A 24,805-nucleotide genomic window follows, 5' to 3' on the forward strand; every position below is an offset into this window, starting at 1 on the left:
CATCCTCGGGCTTGACCCGAGGACCGGACGGTCCGCACTTCGGCGTCTGAGCGCCATTATCGACATCGGCGCCGCATAGCGCCTGATCCTCGGGTCAAGCCCGAGGATGACGGAAGGAATAGAGGGAACAGATGTTCAATCTTGCAGGCAAGACCGCGTTGGTGACCGGCGCGACGGGCGGGATCGGCGGGGCGGTGGCGCGGGCGCTGCACGCCCAGGGCGCGACCGTTGTGCTGTCGGGCACACGCGAGGCCGTGCTGGCCGATCTGGCCAAGGAGCTGGGGGAGAGGGCGCATTTCGCCACGGCGAACCTGTCGGACCCGGAATCGGTCGACAATCTGGTCAACGCAGCCGAAACGGCGGCGGGCTCAGCCCTGGACATCCTGGTGGCCAATGCGGGCATCACCAAGGACGGCCTGCTGATGCGGATGAAGGACGAGGATTTCCAGTCGGTCCTGACCGTCAACCTGGAAAGCTATTTCCGCCTGACCCGCGCGGCGGTGAAGGGGATGATGAAGCGCCGTTCGGGGCGAATCATCGGCGTCACCTCGGTCGTCGGCGTGACCGGCAATCCGGGCCAAACCAACTATTCGGCGTCCAAGGCCGGGATGATCGGCTTTTCCAAGTCGCTGGCGCAGGAGGTCGGCGCGCGCGGCATCACGGTCAACTGCATCGCGCCGGGCTTCATCGCCTCGCCGATGACCGACGTGCTGAACGATCAGCAGCGCGAGACCATTCTGGGGCGGATTCCGGCCGGTCGGCTGGGTTCGGGCGACGAGATTGCCGCCGCCGCCGTCTATCTGTCTTCCGACGAAGCCGCCTATGTAACGGGTCAGACCCTGCATGTGAACGGCGGCATGGCGATGATTTAAGGGCCGCGGCCCTTATCACGTCGCGCAACAGACTATTTCCAGCCCGAAAGCCTGTGCTAAAGGGTTGGAATGCGTCGGCGGTTCGGGCTTTCGGGCTTGCGTCGCCATCGCTGCCGTGAGACGGCGATTTCTGAGCTACCCCCGCCTCTACGGCGATTTCAAACAGGCAGAGAGACACTCATGTCCGACACCCTCGAGCGCGTTCGCAAGATCGTCATCGACCATCTGGACGCCGATCCGGACAAGGTCACCGAAAAGGCCAGCTTCATCGACGACCTGGGCGCCGACTCGCTCGACAACGTCGAGCTGGTGATGGCCTTCGAAGAAGAATTCGACATCGAGATCCCGGATGACGCCGCCGAGCACATCCAGACGGTCGGCGATGCGGTCAAGTTCATCGACGAAAAGTCGGCCGGCTGATCTCAGTCGCCGATCTCGGCCGAACAGGCTGACGGTTCACAGGGCCGCCCGGCGCTCCTAGCGGAGACGCCCGGCGGCCTTTACTGTTTCTGACCCGCACGAATCCGCGATGATTCCGAAGGGTTGGGCTGGAGATAAGGGAGCACGCACCATGCGCTGCGTCGTCGTTACGGGCATCGGTCTGCTGACCCCCCTGGGTTGGGGCGTCGAGAAGAGCTGGAAGGGCATCGTCGAGGGACGGTCGGGCATCGGTCCGATCACGGCCTTCGACACCGAAGGATACGGCTGCACCATCGCGGGCGAAGTGCCGAGCGTGGATGGGCGCGGCGGCGGCGGCGAAGGCGACTTCGATCCGGACAAAATCATGTCCGCCAAGGACAGGAAGCGCGTCGATGACTTCATCCTGTACGCCATCGCGGCGGCGGACGAGGCCCTGGCCGACGCCAACTGGAAGCCCGAGACGGACGAGGACAAGGAGCGCACCGGCGTGATGGTCGGCTCCGGCATCGGCGGCCTGGGCCCCATCGCTGACACGGCCATTGTCCTGAAGGAACAGGGCGTGCGTCGCGTCAGCCCCTTCTTCATCCCCAGCGCCCTGATCAATCTGGCCGGCGGCCAGATTTCGATCCGCCACGGCCTGAAGGGGCCCAACCATGCGGCGGTGACCGCCTGCGCCACCGGCGCCCACGCCATCGGCGATGCGGCGCGGATGATCGCGCTGGACGACGCGGACGTAATGGTGGCGGGCGGGGCCGAAAGCTCGGTCGTGCCGATCGGCATTGCGGGCTTTTTGGCCTGTAAGGCGCTGTGCACCGCCTATAACGACACGCCCGAGAAGGCGTCCCGTCCCTATGACCGTGGCCATGCGGGCTTCGTCATGGGCGAGGGCGCCGGCATCCTGGTGCTGGAAGAATACGAACACGCCAAGGCGCGCGGCGCCAAGATCTATGCCGAGGTCGTGGGCTACGGCATGAGCGGCGACGCCTATCACATCACCGCCCCGTCCGAGGACGGCGAAGGCGGCGTGCGGGCCATGAAGGCGGCGCTGAAACGGGCCGGTCTGCAGCCGTCGGACCTGGACTACGTCAACGCCCACGGCACCTCGACCATGGCCGACTGGATCGAGCTGAAGGGGATCGAGGGGCTGGTCGGCGATCATGCGCAGAACCTGACCGTCTCCTCGACCAAGTCGATGACCGGACACCTGCTGGGCGCGGCGGGCGCCATCGAGGCGGCGTTCTGCGTGCTGGCGATCCGCGATCAGATCGCGCCGCCGACGATCAATCTGGACGACCCCGAGATGGAGACGCCCATCGACCTGGTCCCCAACACCGCCAAGCCGATGAAGATCGATGTGGCCATGTCCAACAGCTTCGGCTTCGGAGGCACCAACGCCTCGGTGATCTTTAAGAAGGTCGACTGAGATGTTCGGGCGCGGGCGGGTCGAGAAATCCAGCGGGCGGTCGGGCTTTACGGTCTCGCTCCTGACCGCGTCCGCGACCTTCGGCCTGTTCGTGCTGGTGGCGCTGATCGCCGTCTGGGCGGTCTATTATGCGCCGGGACCATCCGCGCGGCAGGGCCAGACGACGGTCGTCACCCTGCCCAGCGGGTCGGGCGTCTCGGCCATCGCCGCGCGGATGAAGGCGGCGGGAGTAATCCGATCGACGGACCTGTTCCGCGCGGCGGCGACCCTGACGGGCGCGGATCGGCGGCTGAGAGCCGGCGAATATGAGGTGCCGTCCGGCACGTCCTTGGCCGGGGTGCTGAACCTGCTGGTCGAGGGGCGGGTGGTGCGCCATTTCGTGACCCTGCCTGAGGGCTGGTCGTCGTTGCAGGCGGTGGACATCCTGAACAAGGAAGCCGTGCTGACCGGGACGGTCGCCGAGACGCCCGAGGAAGGCAGCCTGTGGCCCGACACCTATGAAGTTTCGCGCGGCGACACGCGCCAGTCGGTAATCGACCGGATGCAGCGCGCGGCGACCGAGAACCTGCGTCTGCTGTGGAGCCAGAGGTCGCCCGCGACCGTGGCGCGCACACTGGAAGAGGCGGTGATCCTGGCCTCTATCGTGGAGAAGGAGACCGCGCTGGCAGCGGAACGGCCCCGTGTCGCTGCGGTGTTCTCGAACCGTCTGCGGGCGGGGATGCGGCTGGAGAGCGATCCGACCATCGTCTACGGCGTGACGAAGGGTCGGCCGCTGGGACGGGGCATCCGGCGCTCGGAACTGCTGGCGCCGACGCCGTGGAACACCTACCAGATTAACGGGCTGCCGCCGACGCCGATTGCCAATCCGGGCAAGGAAGCCGTCAAGGCCGTCTTGAACCCGCCGGCCGATCCAGCTCTTTTCTTCGTGGCGGATGGCTCCGGCGGACACGCCTTCGCCCTGACCTATGACGAGCATCTGCAAAACGTCGCGCGGTGGCGTCAGATCGAGCGCCAAAAGGCGGGCTTGCCGCCGGAAGCCACGCCGCCCGCAACGCCGGGAACCAGTGCGGCGCCGATGACGACCGAGCCGGCCGCCGCGTCGATCGAGAATGGTCAGGCGACGATCACCCTTCCGGCCGGCGCGACGCAGGGGCCCCGATGAGCACGCTTTCTGGCATGACCGGCTTCGGCCGGGCCGACGGGGCCGGCGAGGGCTGGACCTGGTCGGTCGAGGCGCGCTCCGTCAACGGGCGTAATCTGGAGGTCCGCTTCCGGGGAGCGAACGGTTTCGACGGCCTGGAGCGCGCAGCCAAGGCGGCTGGCCAGGCGCGGTTCGCGCGGGGCCAGGTCACCATCGGCGTTCAGGCCAAGCGAACCGAAGCCGGCGAGGCGGCGGTCACGATCAACGCCGCCGTGCTGGCGCGCTATCTGACGCTGGCGAACGAACTGGCCGAGGACGGCGCAACGCCGCCGTCGGCTGACGGCCTGCTGGCCCTGCGCGGTGTGATCGAGGCGCCCGAAGAGGCGGACGATCCCGAGGCGCGGGCGGCTGTCGAGGCGGCCATGACCCGCACGGTCGAAGAGGCGCTGGATGCGCTGAAGGCGTCACGCCAGAACGAGGGCGCGCAACTGACGCCGGTGCTGGACGAATTCATCGCCCGGATCGAGGCGTTGGTCGCCCAGGCGGAGGGTGAGGCGACCGCGCAGGTCGAGGCCATCCGCGATCGCTTCACCCGCCGAATCTCCGAACTGGCGCCCGACGCGCCGGGTCTTGAAGACCGAATCTTCCTGGAAGCGGCTGCTCTGGCGACCAAGGCGGACGTGCGCGAGGAGCTGGATCGGTTGACCGCCCACGTCGCCTCGGCGCGCCAGCTTGTGGCCTCGGCGCCCGCCGGGCGGAAACTCGACTTCCTGATGCAAGAATTCATGCGTGAGGCCAACACGCTGTGCTCGAAATCCGCTACGACCGCGCTCACCGGAATCGGCCTGGAGCTCAAGGCCGTCATCGAACAGTTGCGTGAGCAGGTCCAGAATGTCGAATGAACGCAGCCCCCGCCGGGGCGTACTCCTGATCGTCGCCAGTCCTTCGGGCGCCGGCAAGACCTCGCTGTGCCGGCGGTTGATGGCCGATCATGGTGGTCTGGAGCTGTCCGTCTCCATGACCACGCGCGGCATCCGGCCGGGCGAGGTGGATGGGCGCGACTACAACTTCGTCGGCCATGACGAGTTTCAACGCCTGATCGACGAGGACGCCTTCCTGGAATGGGCGGACGTGCACGGCAATCGCTACGGCAGCCCGCGCGCGCCGGTGGACAAGGCGCTGGCCGAGGGGCGCGACGTGCTTTTCGACATCGACTGGCAGGGCGCGCGCGACGTGGCCGAGAAATGCCCCGAGGACGCCGTGCGCGTCTTCATCCTGCCGCCCAGCCTGGAAGAGTTGCGTCGCCGTCTCGTCACCCGCTCACAGGATGCCGACGACGTGATCGAGCGCCGTGTGGCCAACGCCAAGGGCGAGATCGAACACTGCGACGCCTTCGACTATGTGCTGGTGAACGAGGATTTCGACCGGTCCTACGCCGAACTGGCCCACATCTATCACGCCGAGCGTTCGCGCCGGTTCAGGAACCTGTGGGTCGGCGACTACAAGGCCGCCCTACTGAACGAAGCCGTCTGAATGGAAACAGCGCCACAGGCCATGGGGACCTGCGGCGCTGCGGGGTACTCAACGCTACGCTACTGATGCTGTTGTGCCACCTAGAAGATTTCGGACGGTAAACGCGGCGATAGGGATTATTCCATAGCGGATAAGCTAGGCGTGCCTATCGAGCATGACGCGTGTGGTGGGTTGCGCCGAGCTGATCAGCGTAGGGACGGTTCCAACGCTGCAAACCAGGGGCGCAGGCGGCTCAAGGCGTCTTCGATCTCGGGCGTCGACACGGCGAAGCTGAAACGGATGAAACGGCGCCCGTCGACAGGGTCGAAGTCGACGCCGGGCGCGGTGGCGACGCCGGTGTCGCGCAACAACTGCTCGCAGAAGGCCACGCTGTCGTTCGTCAGATGGCCGATGTCAGCCCAGATGTAGAAGGCGCCGTCAGGGGGCGCGATCTTGCGCAGACCCAGCGCGGGCAACGCCTCCAGCATGAGCTGGCGGTTGCGGGCGTAGGTCTGGATATGGCCTTCCAGCTCATCGATCGCGTCCATGGCGACCAGACCGGCATGCTGGCTGAGGCTGGGCGGCGTCAGGAACATATTGCCGATATAGGCGCGGGCGGCGTCGATCCGGTCCTCCGGGACCAGCAGCCAGCCCAGGCGCCAGCCCGCCATGCTCCAGTATTTGGAGAAGCTATTGATGACCACGGCGTCGGGCGCAAACTGGAGCATCGAGGGCGTCGGGCCGACGTAGCTGAGGCCGTGGTAGATCTCGTCCGACACGATGGCGATGTTTCGCGCGCGGCAGACCTCGGCGATGGCGGCCAGCTCGGCGTCCGGGATGATGGTGCCGGTTGGATTGGCCGGGCTGGCGATGATGACGCCGGCGGGGGCGGGGTCCAAGGCCTGGAGTTGGGCGGCGGTGAGCTGGAAGCGGGTGTCGGGACCGCAGGCGATTTCGACCGGCTCAAGATGCAGGGCGCGCAGGGTGTTGCGATAGGCGACATAGCCGGGCTGGGCCAGGGCGATCCGGTCGCCGGGCTTGAACAGGGTGCTGAGCGCCAGGACCAGGGCCGGGGAGGCGCCGCAGGTCAGCAAGATGCGGTTGGGATCGACGGCGACGCCGTACCGCTCGTCGTACAGGCGCGCGATGCGGCCGCGCAGATCGGGACTTTCCCAATAGCCCATGGCGTCGGCGTCCAGCACCTGATGGGCGCGGGCGATCGCGGCGGCGGGCGCGCCGGTCGAGGGTTGGCCAAACTCCATATGGATGATCGAGCGGCCTTCGCTCTTGAGCTGATGCGCCAGGCGGCTGACGGAGATGGCGCGAAAGGGTTCGACGGTCATGGAAGGGCGTCCGCCAGTCGCAGGAAGCCCGCGACATCGATGGTTTCGGCGCGGGCGTCGGGTTCGATGCCGGCGGCCTCGCACAGGGCGGCGCCGCCCAGCTGTTTCAGGCTGGATCGCAGCATCTTGCGGCGCTGGCCGAAGGCGGCGGCGGTGACGCGTTCCAGCTTCTTCAGGCGTTCCGGCGACGGGCGCTCGTCCAGCGGAACCAGATGGACGACGGCCGAGGCCACCTTGGGCGGCGGCGTGAAGGCGGCGGCGGGCAGGTGCATGACGATGCGGGCGGTGCAGACGGCCTGGGCGATGACGGCCAGACGGCCGTAGGCGTCCTCGCCAGGGCCTGCGGCGACGCGCTCGGCGACCTCCTTTTGGAACATCAGGGTCAGGCTGTGGGGCAACCACGGACCCGTCAGCCATTTGATCAGCAGGGCGGTGCCGACGTTATAGGGCAGGTTGGACACCAGATGGGTCGGGCCGGAGACCAGATCGGCCTCCTTCACCTTCAGCGCATCGGCTTCGACGATGGTCAGACGGCCGGAGCCGTCGTCCAGCTCGGTCAGCAGGGGGATGAAGCGCGGATCCTTTTCCACCAGGACTACGGGGCCGGCGTCGGATTCCAGCAGGGCGCGCGTCAGGCCGCCGGGCCCGGGGCCGACCTCGATCACCGCGCGACCGTCGAACGGACCGGCCAGACGCACGATCTTGCGGGTGACGTTCAGGTCCAGCAGGAAATGCTGGCCAAAGCTCTTCTTGGCCGAAAGGCCGTGGGCGTCGAGGGTTTCGCGGAGGGAGGGAAGGTCGGTCACACGCCCTGTTAGCGCGCGGCGCGGGCCGCCGCCATCTCCGATGCCAGGCGAATGGCGGCGATCAGGCTGTCGGGACGTGCGACGCCCTTGCCGGCGATGTCGAAGCCCGTCCCGTGATCGGGCGAGGTGCGGATGATCGGCAGGCCCAAGGAGACGTTGACCCCTCCCCAGAAGTCCAGCGTCTTGACCGGGATCAGGGCCTGGTCGTGATACATGCAGATGGCCGCGTCATAGGTCGCGCGCGCCTCGTCATGGAACAGGGTGTCGGCGGGTCTGGGATCAGTGATTTCGATCCCCTCTGCGCGAAGCTGTTCGGCGACGGGGATCAGGATGTCGCGTTCCTGCAGACCCAGGGCGCCGCCTTCGCCCGCGTGGGGATTGAGAGCCGCCATGGCCAAGCGTGGACGGCCGATGGCGAAGTCGCGTTTCAAACTCTCGTGGACAACGCGGGCGGTGCGGGCGACACGCTCGGCCGTGACCAGTTCCGGCACCTGGTCCAGGGCGACGTGAATGGTGACGAGGCAGGCGCGCAGATTTTGGGCCGTCAGCATCATCACCGGCCCGCGCGTGCCGGCATAGGGCGCATCGGCCGTCAGTTCGGCGATGAACTCGGTATGGCCGGGAAAGCGAAAGCCCGAGGCGTACATCGGCGCCTTGGCGATCGGGGCGGTGACGACGCCGGACGCCTCGCCGGACAGGGCGAAGCTGACCGCCTCCTCGATGCCGTCCGCGACGGCCGAGGCATTGGCCGGATCGGGCGACCCGACCAGGACCGGCGCGGGGAGGGGGCGATGGATGACCGGAAGGGCGGACCCGAACAGATCACGAGCATCGTCGGGAACCCCGACCTCGGCCACAGCAACGCCTTGCAAGCGCAACAGCGCGGCATCGCCGATGACGGCGAAGGCCGTCTGGTCGGCGCGCAACGCTTTCCAGGCGGCGGCCACGATCTCCGGCCCGACGCCGGCGGGTTCGCCCAGCGTCAGAACCAGAGGCGCGGCCGCTGGGCTCACTTGAACTCGATCAGGGCGTCGCTGCGCAGGTCGCGCAGATAGCGGCGCTCCAGCACGGCCAAGTTCTGGGCGCGCAGACGGTTTTCGACCTGCTGACGATTCGGCGCTTCCGGCCCACCGACGCGACGACCGCAGACGGCGACCAGGTGCAGGCCCAGCGGGGTGCGGATCGGCGTCGAGACCGACCCGATTTCGCCGGTGCGCGCGAACTGCTGGAACTGCGGCGCCAGGTTGGCGACATCCGATTCGCCGAGGTCAGCGCCAAGGACGCCCTGCGTCGCACGGGCTTGAGAGATGATGTTGTCGCAGGTCAGGCCGTTGCGCAGACCTTCCAGCTTGGCGGTCGCGGCGGCCACGTCGGCTTCCGACGCAGTCTCGGGCAGTTCGACCATGACCTGCTTCAGCGACACCAGGCTGGTCGAGGCGCCGTCACGCTTGTCGCGGAGGTAGAGGATATAGACGCCGCCATCGACGACGATGGGGTTCGACAGTTGTCCCGGTTGGAGCTGTTCCAATACCGACTGCACCGCCGGTTGGAGCGAGTCCTTGACGACCCAGCCTGCATCGCCCGGCACGCGGGCGCTGGCCGAAGGAGCGGCGGAGAACTGCTGGGCGACGGCCTGGAACGGCGCGCCCTGGATGATCTGCTGCACGAGCTGGCGGGCGCCGTTCAAGGCCGCCTGGGCGCCGCCGACGCGCGCCGCGTCGATATAGATTTCCCCGAGCAGGAACTGGGGCTTGGACGCCGCCTCGTTCAGACGACGGACTTCCTGATCGACCTGAAGGGTGCTGGCGCGGGCGCGGCTGTTGAAACGGCCGGGGATCAGCTGGCTCCAGCCGATCTGGGTGCGCAGGTTGTCGCGGAAGGCGGCAGGCTGGATGCCGCCCTGTTGTAGGAACTGCATATAGGCCTGCGGCGTCGTGCCGGCGGCGCGGGCCATTTCCGCGATCTCACCGTCAACTTCCTCGTCGGTGACCTTCAGGCTCTCGAACTTGGCCATCTCCTGATCCTTGAGGCGATCCTCGATCAGGGCGTTCAGGGCGGCCTGCTGAATGGCGGGCAGGTTCTGCTCGGTCGGCTGAACCTGGGACGAGGCGATCAGCATCAGCATACGCTGACGCAGGTCATAGCCGGTGATGATCTTGTCGTTGACGGTCGCGACGATGCCGTCGGCCATTTCGAACTGAGGCTCGGCGCGCGCTGTCGTGGGCGCCTCCTCAGCCGCAGGATTCGGCGCGCCGGCCGCAGGGCTCTGCGCGGGTGTCGAGGCATGCGCCGGCGCGGGCGCCGTCTGGGCATAGGCCGAACCGGCGAGGAGGACTGCCGCGAGCGCAGCCCCCGTCGAATAACGCATCAAACCCATTGTTCGTCCTGATTCCTCACAGCGGTCCGCCGGCCGAACCGGCAGGCAGTCGCGCCCCTTAAAGCGTCATGCTCAACGCATTTCGCCCTGTCCATAACCTGAACCTCCGAAAGTGGCGAGGTTTAGGCGTACATAGATGCCTTCCGACGGGCCGCCTGGCCGTGCGCGGGTGTTGTCGCGCCGATAACCCAGCTCGAACCGCAGGCAGTCGTCGTCGAACAGCACCCCGACTTCGGATCGCGTGATCTCGTTCTGGTCCAGATCGGCGATGCCGGCGACAGTGAAGCCCCAGTTCTGGAAGATGAACTGCTGGCCGGCCAGCTGGACGAATTCATAGTTGCGGTTCAGCGGCCCGTCGACGGGGTTCGACTGATCCAGAATGTAGCTGACGGTCGCCAGGTTGCGGCGACCCCAGCGGCCGTCCAGCGCCGCCTCGGCGCGGCGCACCTCGCCCGAACCATCCACCGTGGCGTGGAACCAGCTGCGGATACGATCCGACGGCGAGAAGTCGCCCTGGACCACCCAGTCGGAGGTCTCTGAGGCCAGGCCCGTGGGATCATAGAGACGCGCGGGATCATCGGGAATCGACGTCTTGAAGTCGTCCTGCTGGTCGAAACGATAGCTGCGTCCCACGAACAGGCTGGCCTTGCGGCCTTCAGCCCAGCGGATGGTGGCGCGACCGCCCGCCGTCACGCGCGCGCCGCCTTCCAGCAGATCGTAGCCGGAGAAGCGATCCATGCGGAACAAGGACGACTCGTCGAGTTCCAGAACCTGCGAGTCCTCGATGGGGATGCGGCGGTCCAGGCTGACCTTGTTGGAGACCGAGAACTGACCCACCGGCTCCAGGATGATGTCGGCGTCGGCGATGCGTTTGATCAGGGGATAGGTGACGTCCACGCCCGCGCTGAACCTGGATCGACTGACCGTCTCGTCGCTGTCGACGCCCATCATCGGCGGCAGGTCCGACATGGAATAGAGATCGACGCGCGTATCGACGAACGGCTCCACCCGCATGCCGACCGGCAGGATGATCGCCCGTCGCCATTCCATTTGGCCCGTGATGCGGCGGCTGTCCACGCCGGCCAGCCCTGTCGTGACGGGGGGAACGATCTCCGGATTCAAGATCGGCGCACCGACGAAAGCGTCGCGGTAGAGAGAGACGGCCGAACCCTTCAAGCGTAGCCGGCCGCCGAAGACCAGTTCGCGCGGCTCCCAGCGGGCATCGATCAAGGGGGCGACGAAGGGCAGGGTGTCGTCGTCCTCGAACACCTTGAAGCCGTTGGCGTCACGGAAGTCCGTCGCGGCAAAGGCCGGGTTCAGGCGCAGGCTCTGGATCGAGAAAGCCGCGACCGAAACGTAAGACCGATCGGTCTGATGTTCGGCGTAGATCTGGCTGATCAGACGACGGCGGTCGCCGTAATAGAGGCCGTTGTCCTGATACGGAGAGCGCACGTCATAGCGGTCGAACAGCGTCTTGTCCGAGGTGCGCTCGGCCGTGAAGCCGAACCGCCATGGGCCATCCGGATCGAACTCGCCGTGCGACAACAGATAGCTGCGGTGTTCGCGATCGCCGAACTTGACGTTGCTTTCGAAATCGCCGTCGCCGTCCCGATCAAAGTCGCCGAACTCATGTTCGTAGGTATAGCCGCCGCGCGCCACGATCATGCCGTCAGCGAACCGGCGACGCCATTGAAGATTCAGCAGCGGGGCGATCCGGGTGTTGATCTGCGGGCTGATCAGCCAGTCCTCGGACGGCGATACGACGTGCAGATAGGGAACCTCGACGGAGACACCGCGACCCTCGTCATAGTTGACGATCGGCACCAGGAAGCCCGAGGCCCGCTCCACCGAGGGATCGGGGTGGGCGAAGAAGGGCGTGTAGAAGACGGGCACCGGCCCGATATAGAAGACGGCGTTGCGATACAGGATCGCGCGGAGTTGCTCGTCCTGCGTCACCTTCTCGGCCTGGATCGAGATGGTCGGCGTCTTGGGACCGCCATCGTCGCAGATGGGGCAGGGGGTGAAGCGGGCGTAGTTCAGCTCGCTGACGTTCTCGCTGCGGCGGACAGCCGTTGCGGCCATCAGACTGGCGCCGTTGGCCAGACGCGTGGCGAAATCGACGGCGACGCCGGTCTCCAGGTTTTCGTCCAGCTCGAGACGGCTGGCGTAGACCACGGTTCCATCAGGCGCGATGGCCTCGACGCGGCCTTCGGCCGTCGCCGAACCGGCGTTCAGATCATAGGACAGGTTTTCGCCGCGCAGCACATGGCCGCGCGTGCGGACATAGGCGCGGTTCTCGGGCGTGCCGCTGACGATGATGGTGTCGCCTTCGCGACGCGCATTGTCGGCATCGACATAGACCGCTTCGGGCGGCAGGCCGTCGGAAGGTGCGGCTGCGGCGGGAGGGGTCGTTTGCGCCCATGCAGGCGTCGCCAAAGGCGCGCAGGCGACCAGGGCCGCACCGGCGAGAAGCCTTGCTTTGAAAGCGTCGAAGCGCCGATCACCCTGCATAGGCCATCCGTAGTCTGAGAAGCGAGCGCCCGATTAGCCGTCTTCGGTATAGAACAGCAAGGTCAAGGCTGCGAGCGCGGTAAGAACAGGCGGCAGCCAGGCGGCGACGAAGGGCGCCACGACCTCGGCCGATCCCATCGCTGACGAGAACTGGTTCAGGAAGAAGAAGGCGAAGCCCAGCACCACAGCCGCCACGCTCATGCGCGCCAGGTCGCCCAGACGCATCAGCCTGAGCGAAAAGGCGGCGGCTAGGATCGACATAGCGGCGAACACCAACGGCGTCGCCAGAAGTTGCTGGAAGCGCAGGCGGTAGGCGGTCGAGGTGAAGCCGGCGTTTTCGATCCGGCTGATTTGATTGGGGAGCGACCAGAAGGGCGTGGCCTGAGGCCGGGCGAAACGCTCGAAGGCCTCGTCGTCCGCCAAGCTGGAGACCAGGGTCAGGCTGGAATAGGTGACGGCGCGCTGGCCGATCTGGGCGCCGACCGCATCGGTCAGGCGCCAGCTGCCGGCGTTCAGAGAGGCCGACTTGGCGTCGATCCGCTCGGAGAAGGTGCGGCCGCCGCCGGGCGCGGTCGTGTAGATGAAGAAGCTGACGTTCAGCAGTCGGGCGTTGGCGCGGTCCTGCTGGCCGGCGCGGATGATCATCTGGCGCTGATCGTCACCCTCGCGCAGCCAGATCGCCTCCTTGGGATCGCCGCCGGGCGCCGTACCGGAAATCCGCGCGCGCTCGCGTTGCCACAGACCGTCGCCGGCCGACGCCATCGGACCCAAGACCGTGACGGTCACCACGCCCAGGACGAAGGCCATGCCGGCGGCGGGCAGGACGAAACGCCAGGCGGAGACGCCCGCCGCGCGCATGGCGATCAGTTCGCTGCGTCGGTTCAGGCTGATGAAGGCCGACAGGGTGCCGAACAGGAAGACGAACGGCATCAACTGCACGATGACCGAGGGCGACTTCAACAGCACCAGGCCGAAAATGCGGACGGCCGACAGATCCTGGGCCGAGCCGACGCCACGCGAGACCTCGACGAAGTCGATCAGCATGACGAGCGCCGAAATCACGGCCAGGGCCACGCCCAGCGACTTCAGCTGCTGAACCAGCACATAGCGCTCGATGCCGCCGAGACGGGGGATATGCGGCGAACGACGGGCGGAGGCGGCGACGGCGGTCATGCGAACTTGGCCTTCAGATCGCGCAGAGCGGCGGTGGTCCGGCTGCGACGCGGCTTCAGCGCGCGGAACAGAACTCGCAGGGCGACGACGATTGCCACGATCGGCACGACGTACTGGAGCACGTTCATCCAGCCGTTCCAGGCGCTGGCGGCGACAAGCCCATAGCCGATGACGCGCAGCACCAGGAACAGGCCCGCCGCCTTGGCGATGCGTAAGGTATAGCCGGTGCGGCTGAAGGCGCCGCCCAAGATCGCCGAAAGCGCCAGGGCCATGGCGACCATGGCGTAGAGCGGCGAGGCCAGCCGCGAATGCGCCTCGGCCAGAAGTTCGCCACGCGAGCCGGCGACCTCAAGCACCTTGGCCGTCGGGTTCAGCAGCTGGCGCAGATAGAGGTCGGTCGGCTTGTAGCGAATGGTGTCGGTCACCCCGACGAAGGGCGCGAGAGAGAAATCGTATCGCCCGAACGACAGCGTCTCCAGCACGCCGCCCGACGAATAGCGCTGGGCCGAGCCGTCGATCATGGTCAGGATGGGAATGCCGCCGGCGTCGCGGCTGAATCTCGCCTCGGACGCGTTCCAGGTCGTCACCTTCTCCTTGTCGTCCAGATAGACGAACAGGTTCTTCAACAGACCGTTCTGCTCAATCTGCTGCACATAGACGGTCAGGCCGTCAGGCCCCTGAACGAACTGGCCTTCCTCGACCAGTAGAGCGGCGAGGTCGGTGCGGATGTCGAACGCCTGGCGGCGCGCCTCCTGCTGCGCCCAGGGCAGAATGAAGACGTTGACCAGCAAGGTGACCAGGGCGACCAGCGCGGCGATGCGGGCGGCGGGGGATATGACCTGCCACCGGGTCATGCCGCCCGCGAAGGCCGCCGTCAGCTCCTGTTCGCGTTGCAGACGGGTCAGGGCGATCAGGGCGCCGACGAAAAGGCCGATCGGCAGAATCACCGACAGCAGTTGCGGCAGGGCGAGCAGGGTCAGCTTGACCATGATCCACACGCTCTGACCGCGCTCCACGATGACCTGGAGTTGGTCGAGGCTCTGGCTCAGAATCCCGATTCCCGCCAACGCTGCGCACGCGGCGATCACAGGGAACAGGATCTGGCGAAAAAGGTATCTTTGAATCAGGGTCATGGGCGGATGGACTTCGCCCGGTTGCAGGCGGCGACATTGAGGCGCATCTAGTAGCACATCAGGGCGCGTCCGCGACAAGCAGACGCGCCGTTGTCATTTTGCTGTTTGCAGACGCCGGGTGGGGCCTGGCTGGAGTTGATTGAATGAAGATCGAATTCGTCGCCGCCGTGGACGCCGCCGAAATCCTGGCCGTTCCCGTTTTTGAAGACCGCACCTTCACCGCCGCAGGGACAGCGCTGGACGGCAAGGCCAACGGCGCCCTGACCAAGGCGGCGGGCAAGGGCCGTTTCACCGGCAAGGCAGGCCAGAGCCTGAGCATCGCCGCGCCGGCGGGCGTCGAGGCGGACGCCGTGCTGCTGGTGGGCGCGGGCGCCAAGGATAAGCTGGACGATCTGGCGGTCGAGGCCTTCGGCGGCAACGCCTATGCGGCGGTCAAGCTGTCGGGCGCCGAGGTGCTGACGATCGACGCTTCCGATCTGTCGCCTGAGCAGGCCGCCCGCGTCGGTTTCGCCGCGCGTCTCGCCGCCTATCGCTTCGACAAATATCGCACGACGCAAAAGGCCGACAAGATTCCGTCGATCACCACCATCCGCGTGGTGACGACCGACCTGCGGGGCGCAGAAGCCGCGCTTGAGCCGCTGTCGGCGGTGGCCGACGGCGTGATCTTCGCGCGCGACCTGGTGTCCGAACCCGCCAACGTCCTGTATCCGGCCGAGTTCGCCAAGCGGGTGAAGGCGCTGGAGAGCCTGGGCCTTGAAGTCGAAATCCTCGGCGAGGCCGAGATGGAGAAGCTGGGCATGCGCACCCTGTTGGGCGTGGGCCAAGGCAGCCGTCGCGAAAGCCAGCTTGCGATCATGAAGTGGAACGGCGGCGAAGCCGGCGCTCAGCCCCTGGCCTTCGTCGGCAAGGGCGTCTGCTTCGACACCGGCGGCATCTCGATCAAGCCGGCGGACGGCATGGAAGACATGAAGTGGGACATGGGCGGCGCGGCCGCCGTCACCGGAACCATGATCGCCCTGGCCAGCCGCAAGGCCAAGGCCAACGTCATTGGCGTTCTGGGCCTGGTCGAGAACATGCCGGACGGCAACGCCCAGCGTCCGGGCGATGTGGTCGTGTCCATGTCGGGCCAGACGGTGGAGGTCATCAACACCGACGCCGAAGGTCGCCTCGTTCTGGCCGACGCCCTCTGGTACACGCAGCAGCGCTTCAAGCCGAAGTTCATGATCGACCTGGCCACCCTGACGGGCGCCATGATTGTGGCCCTGGGCCTGGATTACGCCGGCGTCTTCTCGAACTCCGACGATGTCGCCGATCCGATCCTGGCGGCGGCCAAGAAGGTCGGCGAGAACTTCTGGCGCATGCCGATCCCGGCCATCTACGAGCAGCACATCGATTCCAAGATCGCCGATGTGAAGAACACCGGCAACGGCCGCGCCGGTGGCTCGATCACCGCCGCCCTGTTCCTGCAACGCTTCACCAACGGCGTGCCGTGGGCGCACCTGGACATCGCCCCGACGGCCTGGGCCAACAAGAGCCCCAGCCCCACCGTGCCGGAAGGCGGCGTCGGCTTTGCTGTGCGGACTTTGGACCGGATGGTCGCGGATTCCTACGAAGGCTGATCGGTCGGGAGGTAGAGCCGGGTGAGCGACAAGCCCGAAATCTGGTTCTATCACCTGGAGCGTTCATCGCTGGATCAGGTGCTGCCAACCCTGCTCGAAAAGACGATCGAGCGGGGCTGGCGGGCCATGATCAAATCGTCGCATTCGCATCGACTGGACGAGGTCGACGAGACGCTGTGGACGTTTCGCGATGACAGTTTCCTGCCGCATGGCCGGGCTGATCAGCTCCATGCCGAGCGCCAGCCTGTGCTGTTGAGTGAAACGGGCGAGAACCTGAACGGCGCTCAGGCGCTGTTCATAGTTGACGACGCAGAACTGGGCGCGACGGAGGGTTTCGAACGATGCTTCATTATTTTCGACGGTCGGGACGAGCCGGCTCTGCAAAATGCGCGGGGACGTTGGAAGGCGTTGAAGGGGCAGGGCGCGAACCTGGCCTATTGGCGTCAAACGGACGAAGGGCGCTGGGAAAAGGCGGCCTGATCGGACTGGTTCTGCTGGCCGGCTGTTCGACGCCGGTCTCCGAGGCGCCTGCGCCGCGTGCGGTCGAGCAGGCCCAGTTGAACCCGCCCGTCGGCAGCCGCATGCCGACCGGACAGACGGAAGACTTCTGCAAGGCCGGCGAGATGCAGTATCTGGTCGGCAAGTCTCGGACCGAAATTCCGGTGCCCGTGGACGTCGTCAATCGGCGTGTCACCTGCACCACCTGTCCGGTCACGCAGGACTTCTCCGCCTATCGTCTGAACATTTTCTACAACGAACAGACCGGCATCATCGAACAGGTCCGCTGCGGCTGACCCCGACGCAAGGAGACGAGCATGAAGATCATTGTGAGCACCCTGTTGGCCGCCGGCGCCTTGGCAGTGTCGGCTTGTGCGCCTGTCCAGACCGCCGAGCCTGCGCCCGGATCGGACACCGCCTTCAAGGCGTGCGAGGTTTCGGATTATCAGAGCTACGTCGGCCGCAACCGTTCGACCATCCCGACCGCGCCCGCCGGCCAGACGTTCCGGGTGCTGTGCACCACGTGCGCGGCGACCATGGACTATCGCGAGAACCGGGTGAACTTCGTTTATGACGAGGCGACGAACATCGTGCGTGAAGTGAAGTGCGGCTGAGTTTTAGCGCCCAACCGTATCGCCCGGCCACAGCGGTCCGCTGAACTTCGCCGCCAGATAGTCCATGAAGGCCGTGACCCTGGCCGGGCGCGGTCCGCCGCTGGGCGCCACAAGATGCAGGGCGATGGGCGGCAGGCGCCAGTCGGTCATCACCGTCTCGAGATGGCCATCGGCGACGTCCTTCCAGTAGATGAAGTCCGGCTGGGGAAAGAGCCCCAGACCCGCGCACAAGGACGCCGTCAGGGCGTCGGAGTTGTTGGCCCGCAGCGGCCCGCGCGGATGCACGACCACTTCTTCACCCGTCTCGTTGCTGAACCGCCAGGTGTCCGGGCTGGGCATGTAGGCGTAGCCGAGGCAGGCGTGCCGGGCCAGGTCATCGGGATGGGTGGGGCGCCCCCGCTGATCCAGATAGGACGGCGAGGCCACCAGGGCGCGGGCCACAGGCCGCAACTTGCGCGCCGTCAGCGAGGAATCGGCCAGGGCGGCGATCCTCAGCGCGCAGTCGAAGCCGCCGCCGACCAGATCGATGACCTCGTCCGACAGGTGCAGATCGACCGACACGTCCGGGTGAGTGGCGAGGAACTCGGGCAGGGCCGGGGCCACATAGGCCATGCCGAACGACATGGGCGCCGCCAGTCGCACCAGACCGCGCGGCGTGATTGACATGTCGAGCGCTTCTGACACCGCGCCCTCGGCCTCGGCCAGCATATGGGCGGCGCGGGCGGCCAGGGTTCGGCCTGCGTCGGTCAGGGCGAAGCGGCGCGAGGTGCGGTGGAGCAGCGTGGTCCCCAACTGCTGTTCGAGGCGCGTGACCGCCTTTGAGACCGTTGCTTTTGACAGGCCCATAGTCTCGGCCGCGCCGGAGAAGGATTGGCTGTCGGCGACCTTGGCGAAGATGGCCAGGGCTTCCAGATCGGGCAGGCGGGACATGGGCGGTCTTGCGTCGTGAAACGATGAGTTTCGGTTGTTTCTATTTCTGATCGGTCGCCGATCTCTATCTTGGCGTCAAGCAAAGGCGTCGGACGGTTCCGACGCGAAAGGACGAGTGCGATGATCGAGCGCAGACCATTTGAATCCCTCGGCGGCGCCAACCACGGCTGGCTGAACGCCAAACATCATTTCTCCTTCGCCAACTACTATGATCCCAAGCGGATGAGCTGGGGCAATCTGCGGGTCTGGAACGACGACGAGATCGCCGCCGGGACGGGCTTCCCGCCGCATCCGCACGCCGACATGGAGATCATTACCTACGTCCGCGATGGGGCCATCACCCATGAGGACAGTCTGGGCAACAAGGGGCGCACCGTCGCTGGCGATGTCCAGGTGATGAGCGCCGGAACCGGCATCCGTCATGCCGAATACAACGCCGAGCCGGACCTGACGCGGATCTTCCAGATCTGGATCGAGCCGACCCGGCGCGGCGATGCGCCGAGTTGGGGCACCAAGCCCTTCCCCAAGGGCGAGCGGTCAGGCCAGTTCGTGGTCCTGGCTTCGGGCTTCGAGGGAGACAAGGACGCCCTGCCGATCCGCACCGATGCGCGGATCGTGGCGGCGACGCTGAAGGCGGGCGACAGCGCCGACTATCCGCTGGGCGGCGCGCGGCGGGCCTATCTGGTCCCGGCGAAGGGCGAGGTCGAGGTCAATGGCGTCCGGCTGAACGCCCGCGACGGCGCGGCCATCGCTCAGGAGGATGTCGTGACGGTCAAGGCGCTGTCCGACGCCGAGATCGTGCTGGTGGACGCCGCCTGATTTTCGGATCAAGCTTCACGGTCGGACCCGATCCGACCGTGAACAACCGCATCAAAAAGGCGAGGAAAGAGAATGTTCAATCAAGTGAATGGCTGGTCTTCCCGCGCCCTGGCGGCGCTCAGGATCGTCGCCGGTCTGTTGTTCCTGGCGCATGGCGTCATCAAGGTCTTCGGCTTCCCAGCCGGGGCCGAACCCGGTCAGCAGGAGCTGCTGTCGTTGTTCGGCATCGGCGGGGTGATCGAGCTGATCACGGGCCTACTGCTGATCCTGGGCCTGTTCACGCGCCCGGCCGCCTTCATCGCCTCGGGCCAGATGGCTGTGGCCTATTGGATGTTCCACTTCCCCAGCAGCCCGTATCCGGCGGTGAACGGCGGCGACGCGGCCATCCTGTACTGCTTCATCTTCCTGTACATCTTCACCGCTGGGCCCGGCGCGTGGAGCATGGACAATCGAACCGCAAAACGGTTCTGACTTTTTGAAGTGGAAGTAGCCGCCGCGTTGTCCAGCGCGGCGGCTTTTTCAGGCCTGAAGGCTCGCGGCCCAGTCGGCGGCGCGGACCAGACTGTCGACGATGCCGGGTTCCGACGAGGCGTGGCCGGCGTCGCCGACGATGTCCAGATGCGCCTCGGGCCAGGCGCGGTGCAACGCCCAAGCGCCTGAAATCGGCGTCACCACATCGAACCGGCCCTGCGCGATCCAGCACGGGATATGCCGCATCCGGTCCACATTCTTCAGCAGCCAGCCGTCCTCCTCGAAGAAGCCGGCGTTGGTGAAGAACCAGTTCTCGATCCGGGCGAAGGCGACGGCGAAGTCGGGCTCGGCGAACTTGTCCGGTCGGGCGTTGGGGCCCTCGACGCTGACGGTCTCGCCCTCCCAGCTGGACCATGCGACGGCGCAGCGCTCGCGCTCGGCGACGTCATCGCCGATCAGCCGCTTGTAGTAGGCGGCCATCAGGTCGCCGCGCTCGGCCTCCGGAATCGGGGCGATGAAGCGCTCCCAGGCGTCCGGGAAGATCATCGAGGCGCCGTCCTGATAGAACCAGTGCAACTCCTTCTTCGTCAGCAGGAAGATGCCGCGCAGCAGCAGCGCGATGACCCGCTCAGGATGGGTGATGGCGTAGGCCATCGACAGGGTCGAACCCCAGGACCCGCCGAACACCACCCATTTGTCGACCCCGCACAGGGCGCGCAGACGCTCGATGTCGTCGATCAGGGTCCAGGTCGTGTTGTCTTCCAGCGAGGCGTGGGGCCGCGACTGACCGCAGCCGCGCTGGTCGAACATGATGATACGATAGATTGCCGGATCGAAGAAGCGGCGCATGCCCGGATTGACTGCGCCGCCCGGCCCGCCATGCAGCACAATCACCGGCAGGCCGTGCGGATTGCCGGATTCCTCATAATAGATCTCGTGCACGCCTTCGGTCGGCATCCAACCCGAGGCATAGGCCTCGATCTCGGGGTGGAGCACACGACGCGGCTCGGCGGGCGTGGGGAAGGCCATGGATGCTTGGTCTTTCTACGAGGAAGTCAGGGGCGAGAACGCAAGGCCGCAAAGGCCAGGCAGAGCCAGCCGGCAATCATCAGCAGGCCGCCGATCGGGGCCACGGCGCCGAACGCCGGCACGCCAAGAAAAGCGATCGCCGCCAGGGCGAGGCAGAAGATCAGGCCGCCGATCGATCCGAGCCAGCCCGCAACCCGCGCCAGCCCGCCGCCACCTGTCCATTGGGCGCAGGCGAAGGCGAAGACGGCGTGGACGATCTGATACTGGGCGCCGGTGGTCAGCAGGGTCTTGATCTGCGGCCCGGCGCCATGCGCGGCGAAGGCGCCCAGCGCCACGGCGCCGTTCAATGCGGCGAAAACGATCAGGTTGCGACTCACTGTCATTTCGAAACCCTAGACCGCCAGTTCGCCGATGTCTGCGACGCAGGACGGTTAACCGACACGTGGCAGCGGCGTCAGGTGGCTGGCCATGGCCGAGGCGGCAGCCTTGACGCCCTTGCGCACGGCCGCCTCATTGGCGGGGGCGGGCGCACGCAGCAGGCCGATCGACGGCGTCAGAGGGCCATCCGGCAGGTCAGAGAGCACGCGGTAGAGGAGGTAGGAGCCGGCGTCTTCCTCGATGTCGGACGAGGCGTCGGCCTGCAGCCCGGCGGCGGTCAAAGCGCGGACCATGTCGGCGACGGGCGCCGTGGTGCGGGCCACGCCTGGCCCGGTGCTGGACAGGCGGTGCTTGTAGTCGAGGGTGCGGTTCTCGGCCCGCATCTGGACCCGGAAGCCGGCGCCTTTTTGTGTGCGCCCCACCAGAAGGACGGCCCGGCATTCTCCGCTCCCGAGACGGGCGGCCAAGGTCGAGGCGAGTTCGTCGGGATCGGCGGCGGCGATGGGAACGGCGCGAGCCCCGCTGGGACTCCAGATCTCGCCCGACAGATCCTCGACCAGATCCCATCCGTCATCGTCGCCGTCATAGGCGCAGATGATGATGCCAGGGCGGCGATCGCCGCTCGTCCGACTGTCGATTTCGTTCATCGTGCCAGCCATAGCCCCATCCATGACAGTTCGGTGACGTGCAAGTGGCTGTAACTTCCCGACGCCGTCAAGTCCGCAAAAGTCTTAGCCCAGGTCGCCGACCGCCGCATCCAGCAACATGAAGGCGCGACCGCTGTCCGACGCCAGGCTGGACTGGACCGCTGCGCTGTCTCCAGCGCGGGCGGAAGCGTTCAGCATGACCGCGAAGTTGCGGACATAGCGTTCGGCGTCAGCGCGCAGGTCGGCGTCGCTGAGGACGCGGCGAGACACGCTGCGGACGGCGGCCGGGGCGACGCGACGGACGATCTGACGCGCGGCGTCGGGGTCGCCATTGCTGAAGGCGCGGGCGGCCTCTTCAACGCGCGAGCGGGGCAGGAGGGCGTTGGGATCGACCCCCATGCGCCGGATCGCTGCGGCGACTCGGTCGGACAGGGCCTCGGCCTCGGCAGGCGAAGGGGAGGGCGTGTCCAGCTCCAGCGGCGCCTCGTTGTCGTCGTCGCCGTCGATCAGATCGCTCCAGTCCAGGCCCTTGTCCGTCGCCGGAGGGGGCGTCTCTGCGGGCTCGAGCCGCAGGCGGCTGCGCAGACCAAACCGGCGCTCTTCGGCAGGCGGCGAGGCGGGAGGCGTCGGGCGATCGATCCGGCGCTCGGGACGAGGTTCTGGCCGGGCTTCGATTTCTGCGGCCGGCTCGCGACGACGCGCCGGCGTCGTATCGCCCGACACCACGCCCATCAGACGCACGGCCTCGGTCAGCATGTCGTAGTTTCGGCGCACGCGATCCTGGAAGCCGACATCCAGCGCCTCGGTGTCCTCGGCCGCCTTGCGCGAGGCGGCGGAAAGGGAGGCGAGGCCTTCTTCGACCGTGGCGCGCACCGCGTCGGCGCGGGCGCGGGCTTCCTGAGGCAGGCGCGCGGCGCGCTCGTCGATGTCGGCGACGGCGGTGTCGATTTCCGACAAGGCGCTGTTGAGACGTGCGACCAAGGTTTCCAGCCGGCTGACCATCCGCTCGCCGGTTTCTTCGACCAGGCCGGACGTTTCGGTGACGATGCGGCGGGCGTCGGCAATGCGGGCGTCGGCGGCCGTGTCGGCCTTTTGGGCCGCGTCGAACAAGGATTCGCCCAGGCGATCGGTGCGAAGGCGCGCCTGTTCGGCGGCGTCGGCGGCGGCGGCGCGGGAATCTTCGGCCGTGGCGCGCATCTGCTCCAGGGCGCGGCGCGTCTCTTCCATCAGGGCGTCACGCGCCTCGGCGGCCAGGGCTTCGAAGCGATCCAGGGCGAGCTTGGTGGCGGAATCGAAGCCGTCGGCCTCGCGTTGCGACATATCCACCAGGGCGCGGAACTGGTCGGTGGCCGCCTCGACCAGATCGCGCATGGACTCGACCGAGGTCTGGGTGGTGCGATCCAGATCGCCCGCGGCGCTGCGCGTGGCGGACAGGTGTTCGATCAGTTGAGCGCGCTGGCTTTCGACCTGGGCGGAGAAGTCTTCCTGATCGGTGCGCAGGGCGTAGGCGGCGGTGACCAGCGCGGCGCGCTGCTGGCTGAGGCCTTCCTCGACGGACTGGATCTGCTCGGCGACGCCAGAGCCGGCGTTCTCCAGTCGAATGGTCTGGCGCGCCAGATCGTCGGAGGCCACGCGGGCGGCGTCCTGCGCTTCTCCTGCGGCGGCGGCGAGGTCGGCGGCGCGCGCGGCGAGGGCGGCCTCGGCCTCACGCAATTGCGCCTGAGCCAGATCGGAGGCGTCCGCGACCATGCGCGACTGACGCTCGACCGCGTCGATGACGCCCGACGCCTGCGTATCCAGATGGATGCCCAAGGTCTGCATCTGGTCGCGCTCGCGGCCCAGGTTTTCGGTGAGACGACGCGCGGTGCGGCCGGCGTTCTCGGCCGCCTCGTTCAGCCGCGTTGTCTCCTGGGCCAGCGCCTCTCGAAGCAGGGCCATGTCGTTGCGTGCGCGTTCCGCCGCCAGGGTGGCGTGATCGATGTCGGAACGCAGCGACTGAAGCACCTCGCCGGTCTGCTGGGCGGCCAGGGCGGTCGGGGCGACCAGGGCTTCGGCCAGTTGCCGGGCGCGACGGGTTTCTGCGGCCAGACCGGCGCCCTGTCGGACGGCATGGGCCAGCATGATGGCCAGACCCGCAGGGGCCAGGGCAATCAGGGCGTAGATGGCGATCCGCAGTGGATCCAGTTCGGCGCCGCCCGCGCCGAACTCGTAAGCCGCCCATGACGCGACGCCGCCGATCCACAGCGCCGAGGCGATACCCGCGATCACATAGGCGTGGCGCCCTGACGGCTCGGCCTGGGCCTTGGCTTGAACCGTTTTCACAGCGGGCGGTTTGGACAGCTCGAACGGCGCAGGCGGCTGACCGGCGGTAACGGCCATCTCGATCGGGGCGTCGGGCGTCGGTTTCTTATCGCCCTCGGCAGTGTGGCGTTCTGCGGCCAGAGCGCGTTCCTCGGCCAGCCGTTGCTCTTCCAGCAGGCGACGGCGACGGCGCTCCGACATCGGGGGCTCGAACTTCGGCTGTACGATTTCGAAATCAGGTTCGGGGATCGGTTCGAGTTCAGACGTCGACTCTTCAGGCGGCGTTTCGTCCGTCGTCGAGAGCTCTATGGGCGCAACGACTTCGTCATCGGTCAGCTTCAGCGGCGGCCGTTTGGGAGGCTTCATAAGCTCAACAACTCGATCTCTGCGCGGGCGTCCGACAGCGCCGAGGAAACCCTAGAGCATGATTGGTGCGGACGAAACCGACTCCAGCCTGCAACCTGTCGATGAACCCCGGCATGCGACGTGCAAAGCGCCGCAGCGATCAGCAGTCGCGCTTGGACTCGGACAGCAGGGTGGTGTTGGAGCCGGCATCGCGACATTCGACCACGCGGCGCACGTCGCGATCGCGATGGTTCGGTTTGTGCGTGTCGACGCCGAACTGGGTCAGGACGGCCGCGGCCAGCAGGGCGATGAAGCCAGCGATCAGTTCGACAAGCGCCTGCACTCCACCCTCCCTCACAGCCTGTATGGCTACGCTCCTTATGCGCCAAATCGGCGAACGTCACAATCCCGCCCTGAAAAGATTGACCGAAGGACACGCGCGT

The 24,805-nt window shown here is 66.9% G+C and carries 25 protein-coding genes; 12 read left to right on the forward strand and 13 right to left on the reverse strand.

What is annotated here, in order from left to right:
• Nucleotides 1–131 precede the first annotated feature (131 nt).
• From fabG to gmk, 6 genes are all read left to right on the forward strand, one after another.
• Nucleotides 132–872, forward strand: a complete 741-nt coding sequence (fabG, locus tag LG306_RS09725) for a 3-oxoacyl-[acyl-carrier-protein] reductase (RefSeq protein ID WP_404414016.1) — start codon at nucleotides 132–134, stop codon at nucleotides 870–872.
• 180 nt (nucleotides 873–1,052) lie between these two features.
• Nucleotides 1,053–1,292 carry an acyl carrier protein gene (locus LG306_RS09730; RefSeq protein ID WP_008264317.1) on the forward strand — a complete coding sequence of 80 codons (240 nt, stop codon included), beginning with the start codon at nucleotides 1,053–1,055 and terminating at the stop codon, nucleotides 1,290–1,292.
• 151 nt (nucleotides 1,293–1,443) lie between these two features.
• Entirely contained in the window at nucleotides 1,444–2,715 is a 1,272-nt protein-coding gene (gene fabF, locus LG306_RS09735; RefSeq protein WP_404414018.1) for a beta-ketoacyl-ACP synthase II, read from the forward strand.
• Nucleotide 2,716: 1 nt separating this feature from the next.
• Nucleotides 2,717–3,877 (forward strand): endolytic transglycosylase MltG, encoded by a 1,161-nt coding sequence (gene mltG / locus LG306_RS09740; protein ID WP_404414020.1) that lies wholly within the window; start codon nucleotides 2,717–2,719, stop codon nucleotides 3,875–3,877.
• Nucleotides 3,874–4,758, forward strand: a complete 885-nt coding sequence (locus tag LG306_RS09745) for a YicC/YloC family endoribonuclease (protein WP_404414022.1) — start codon at nucleotides 3,874–3,876, stop codon at nucleotides 4,756–4,758. Before mltG ends, LG306_RS09745 begins: the two co-directional genes overlap by 4 nt.
• Nucleotides 4,748–5,389: a guanylate kinase gene (gene gmk, locus LG306_RS09750; protein WP_205681161.1), complete on the forward strand. Its 642-nt coding sequence runs from the start codon at nucleotides 4,748–4,750 to the stop codon at nucleotides 5,387–5,389. Before LG306_RS09745 ends, gmk begins: the two co-directional genes overlap by 11 nt.
• Nucleotides 5,390–5,574: 185 nt before the next feature.
• Here the strand turns inward: gmk and LG306_RS09755 are convergent, their stop codons facing one another.
• From LG306_RS09755 to LG306_RS09785, 7 genes are all read right to left on the reverse strand, one after another.
• Nucleotides 5,575–6,711, reverse strand: a complete 1,137-nt coding sequence (locus LG306_RS09755) for a pyridoxal phosphate-dependent aminotransferase (RefSeq protein WP_404414024.1) — start codon at nucleotides 6,709–6,711, stop codon at nucleotides 5,575–5,577.
• Nucleotides 6,708–7,517 (reverse strand): 16S rRNA (adenine(1518)-N(6)/adenine(1519)-N(6))-dimethyltransferase RsmA, encoded by an 810-nt coding sequence (gene rsmA / locus LG306_RS09760; protein ID WP_404414026.1) that lies wholly within the window; start codon nucleotides 7,515–7,517, stop codon nucleotides 6,708–6,710. The genes LG306_RS09755 and rsmA overlap by 4 nt, the downstream gene beginning before the upstream one ends.
• Before the next feature lie 8 nt (nucleotides 7,518–7,525).
• A complete protein-coding gene (pdxA, locus tag LG306_RS09765; protein WP_017506311.1) occupies nucleotides 7,526–8,530 on the reverse strand; it encodes a 4-hydroxythreonine-4-phosphate dehydrogenase PdxA in 1,005 nt (334 codons plus the stop codon).
• Entirely contained in the window at nucleotides 8,527–9,894 is a 1,368-nt protein-coding gene (locus tag LG306_RS09770) for a peptidylprolyl isomerase (protein WP_404414028.1), read from the reverse strand. The genes pdxA and LG306_RS09770 overlap by 4 nt, the downstream gene beginning before the upstream one ends.
• Nucleotides 9,895–9,966: 72 nt before the next feature.
• Complete coding sequence (locus LG306_RS09775) at nucleotides 9,967–12,405, reverse strand: LPS-assembly protein LptD (protein ID WP_404414030.1); 2,439 nt, start codon at nucleotides 12,403–12,405, stop codon at nucleotides 9,967–9,969.
• A 33-nt stretch (nucleotides 12,406–12,438) separates the two neighbouring features.
• Nucleotides 12,439–13,578, reverse strand: coding sequence for an LPS export ABC transporter permease LptG (gene lptG / locus LG306_RS09780; protein WP_404414032.1), 1,140 nt, complete (start codon nucleotides 13,576–13,578; stop codon nucleotides 12,439–12,441).
• Complete coding sequence (locus LG306_RS09785; protein ID WP_404414034.1) at nucleotides 13,575–14,711, reverse strand: LptF/LptG family permease; 1,137 nt, start codon at nucleotides 14,709–14,711, stop codon at nucleotides 13,575–13,577. The genes lptG and LG306_RS09785 overlap by 4 nt, the downstream gene beginning before the upstream one ends.
• A gap of 143 nt (nucleotides 14,712–14,854) precedes the next feature.
• On the opposite strand from LG306_RS09785, the gene LG306_RS09790 reads away from it, so the two are divergent.
• From LG306_RS09790 to LG306_RS09805, 4 genes are read left to right on the forward strand one after another with little or no spacing between them, the layout of a single operon-like run.
• Nucleotides 14,855–16,330, forward strand: coding sequence for a leucyl aminopeptidase (locus LG306_RS09790; protein ID WP_404414036.1), 1,476 nt, complete (start codon nucleotides 14,855–14,857; stop codon nucleotides 16,328–16,330).
• A 21-nt stretch (nucleotides 16,331–16,351) separates the two neighbouring features.
• Nucleotides 16,352–16,810 carry a DNA polymerase III subunit chi gene (locus LG306_RS09795; protein WP_404414038.1) on the forward strand — a complete coding sequence of 153 codons (459 nt, stop codon included), beginning with the start codon at nucleotides 16,352–16,354 and terminating at the stop codon, nucleotides 16,808–16,810.
• Nucleotides 16,768–17,124 (forward strand): DUF1996 domain-containing protein, encoded by a 357-nt coding sequence (locus LG306_RS09800; RefSeq protein ID WP_241004629.1) that lies wholly within the window; start codon nucleotides 16,768–16,770, stop codon nucleotides 17,122–17,124. Before LG306_RS09795 ends, LG306_RS09800 begins: the two co-directional genes overlap by 43 nt.
• A gap of 21 nt (nucleotides 17,125–17,145) precedes the next feature.
• The gene (locus LG306_RS09805) at nucleotides 17,146–17,442 is read left to right on the forward strand and encodes a hemolysin (protein WP_404414040.1); all 297 of its coding nucleotides are present in this window, start codon (nucleotides 17,146–17,148) and stop codon (nucleotides 17,440–17,442) included.
• A 3-nt stretch (nucleotides 17,443–17,445) separates the two neighbouring features.
• Here LG306_RS09805 and LG306_RS09810 read toward each other — a convergent pair whose 3' ends face one another.
• A complete protein-coding gene (locus LG306_RS09810; RefSeq protein ID WP_404414042.1) occupies nucleotides 17,446–18,372 on the reverse strand; it encodes a LysR family transcriptional regulator in 927 nt (308 codons plus the stop codon).
• Nucleotides 18,373–18,492: 120 nt separating this feature from the next.
• On the opposite strand from LG306_RS09810, the gene LG306_RS09815 reads away from it, so the two are divergent.
• Both LG306_RS09815 and LG306_RS09820 read left to right on the forward strand, forming a co-directional pair.
• Complete coding sequence (locus tag LG306_RS09815) at nucleotides 18,493–19,191, forward strand: pirin family protein (protein WP_404414044.1); 699 nt, start codon at nucleotides 18,493–18,495, stop codon at nucleotides 19,189–19,191.
• Nucleotides 19,192–19,263: 72 nt separating this feature from the next.
• A complete protein-coding gene (locus tag LG306_RS09820; RefSeq protein WP_295170978.1) occupies nucleotides 19,264–19,662 on the forward strand; it encodes a DoxX family protein in 399 nt (132 codons plus the stop codon).
• Between the two features lie 48 nt (nucleotides 19,663–19,710).
• On the opposite strand, the gene pip is transcribed toward LG306_RS09820, so the two are convergent.
• The 5 genes from pip to LG306_RS09845 form a co-directional block, all read right to left on the reverse strand.
• A complete protein-coding gene (pip, locus tag LG306_RS09825; RefSeq protein WP_404414047.1) occupies nucleotides 19,711–20,691 on the reverse strand; it encodes a prolyl aminopeptidase in 981 nt (326 codons plus the stop codon).
• A 26-nt stretch (nucleotides 20,692–20,717) separates the two neighbouring features.
• On the reverse strand, nucleotides 20,718–21,074 hold the full coding sequence (locus LG306_RS09830) for a DUF423 domain-containing protein (protein WP_404414049.1): 357 nt from the start codon (nucleotides 21,072–21,074) through the stop codon (nucleotides 20,718–20,720).
• 48 nt (nucleotides 21,075–21,122) lie between these two features.
• Entirely contained in the window at nucleotides 21,123–21,728 is a 606-nt protein-coding gene (locus tag LG306_RS09835) for a hypothetical protein (protein ID WP_137721510.1), read from the reverse strand.
• Nucleotides 21,729–21,800: 72 nt separating this feature from the next.
• Nucleotides 21,801–24,383, reverse strand: coding sequence for a tipN (locus LG306_RS09840; RefSeq protein ID WP_404414051.1), 2,583 nt, complete (start codon nucleotides 24,381–24,383; stop codon nucleotides 21,801–21,803).
• A 139-nt stretch (nucleotides 24,384–24,522) separates the two neighbouring features.
• Nucleotides 24,523–24,705 carry a hypothetical protein gene (locus LG306_RS09845; protein ID WP_404414053.1) on the reverse strand — a complete coding sequence of 61 codons (183 nt, stop codon included), beginning with the start codon at nucleotides 24,703–24,705 and terminating at the stop codon, nucleotides 24,523–24,525.
• Between the last annotated feature and the right edge of the window lie 100 nt (nucleotides 24,706–24,805).

It is taken from the genome of Brevundimonas vesicularis, assembly GCF_044807075.1.
GTDB lineage: Bacteria > Pseudomonadota > Alphaproteobacteria > Caulobacterales > Caulobacteraceae > Brevundimonas > Brevundimonas vesicularis_G.

What these genes read in the sequence shown, in the direction of transcription:
- LG306_RS09790 (WP_404414036.1), top strand. Translation starts at nt 14,855, where the DNA reads ATGAAGATCGAATTCGTCGCCGCCGTGGACGCCGCCGAAATCCTGGCC.
- gmk (WP_205681161.1), top strand. Translation starts at nt 4,748, where the DNA reads ATGTCGAATGAACGCAGCCCCCGCCGGGGCGTACTCCTGATCGTCGCC.
- LG306_RS09730 (WP_008264317.1), top strand. Translation starts at nt 1,053, where the DNA reads ATGTCCGACACCCTCGAGCGCGTTCGCAAGATCGTCATCGACCATCTG.
- LG306_RS09830 (WP_404414049.1), bottom strand. Translation starts at nt 21,074, where the DNA reads ATGACAGTGAGTCGCAACCTGATCGTTTTCGCCGCATTGAACGGCGCC.
- LG306_RS09810 (WP_404414042.1), bottom strand. Translation starts at nt 18,372, where the DNA reads ATGTCCCGCCTGCCCGATCTGGAAGCCCTGGCCATCTTCGCCAAGGTC.
- LG306_RS09770 (WP_404414028.1), bottom strand. Translation starts at nt 9,894, where the DNA reads ATGGGTTTGATGCGTTATTCGACGGGGGCTGCGCTCGCGGCAGTCCTC.
- LG306_RS09755 (WP_404414024.1), bottom strand. Translation starts at nt 6,711, where the DNA reads ATGACCGTCGAACCCTTTCGCGCCATCTCCGTCAGCCGCCTGGCGCAT.
- lptG (WP_404414032.1), bottom strand. Translation starts at nt 13,578, where the DNA reads ATGACCGCCGTCGCCGCCTCCGCCCGTCGTTCGCCGCATATCCCCCGT.
- LG306_RS09805 (WP_404414040.1), top strand. Translation starts at nt 17,146, where the DNA reads ATGAAGATCATTGTGAGCACCCTGTTGGCCGCCGGCGCCTTGGCAGTG.
- mltG (WP_404414020.1), top strand. Translation starts at nt 2,717, where the DNA reads ATGTTCGGGCGCGGGCGGGTCGAGAAATCCAGCGGGCGGTCGGGCTTT.
- LG306_RS09815 (WP_404414044.1), top strand. Translation starts at nt 18,493, where the DNA reads ATGATCGAGCGCAGACCATTTGAATCCCTCGGCGGCGCCAACCACGGC.
- LG306_RS09840 (WP_404414051.1), bottom strand. Translation starts at nt 24,383, where the DNA reads ATGAAGCCTCCCAAACGGCCGCCGCTGAAGCTGACCGATGACGAAGTC.
- fabF (WP_404414018.1), top strand. Translation starts at nt 1,444, where the DNA reads ATGCGCTGCGTCGTCGTTACGGGCATCGGTCTGCTGACCCCCCTGGGT.
- LG306_RS09745 (WP_404414022.1), top strand. Translation starts at nt 3,874, where the DNA reads ATGAGCACGCTTTCTGGCATGACCGGCTTCGGCCGGGCCGACGGGGCC.
- fabG (WP_404414016.1), top strand. Translation starts at nt 132, where the DNA reads ATGTTCAATCTTGCAGGCAAGACCGCGTTGGTGACCGGCGCGACGGGC.
- LG306_RS09820 (WP_295170978.1), top strand. Translation starts at nt 19,264, where the DNA reads ATGTTCAATCAAGTGAATGGCTGGTCTTCCCGCGCCCTGGCGGCGCTC.
- LG306_RS09785 (WP_404414034.1), bottom strand. Translation starts at nt 14,711, where the DNA reads ATGACCCTGATTCAAAGATACCTTTTTCGCCAGATCCTGTTCCCTGTG.
- pip (WP_404414047.1), bottom strand. Translation starts at nt 20,691, where the DNA reads ATGGCCTTCCCCACGCCCGCCGAGCCGCGTCGTGTGCTCCACCCCGAG.
- LG306_RS09835 (WP_137721510.1), bottom strand. Translation starts at nt 21,728, where the DNA reads ATGGCTGGCACGATGAACGAAATCGACAGTCGGACGAGCGGCGATCGC.
- LG306_RS09775 (WP_404414030.1), bottom strand. Translation starts at nt 12,405, where the DNA reads ATGCAGGGTGATCGGCGCTTCGACGCTTTCAAAGCAAGGCTTCTCGCC.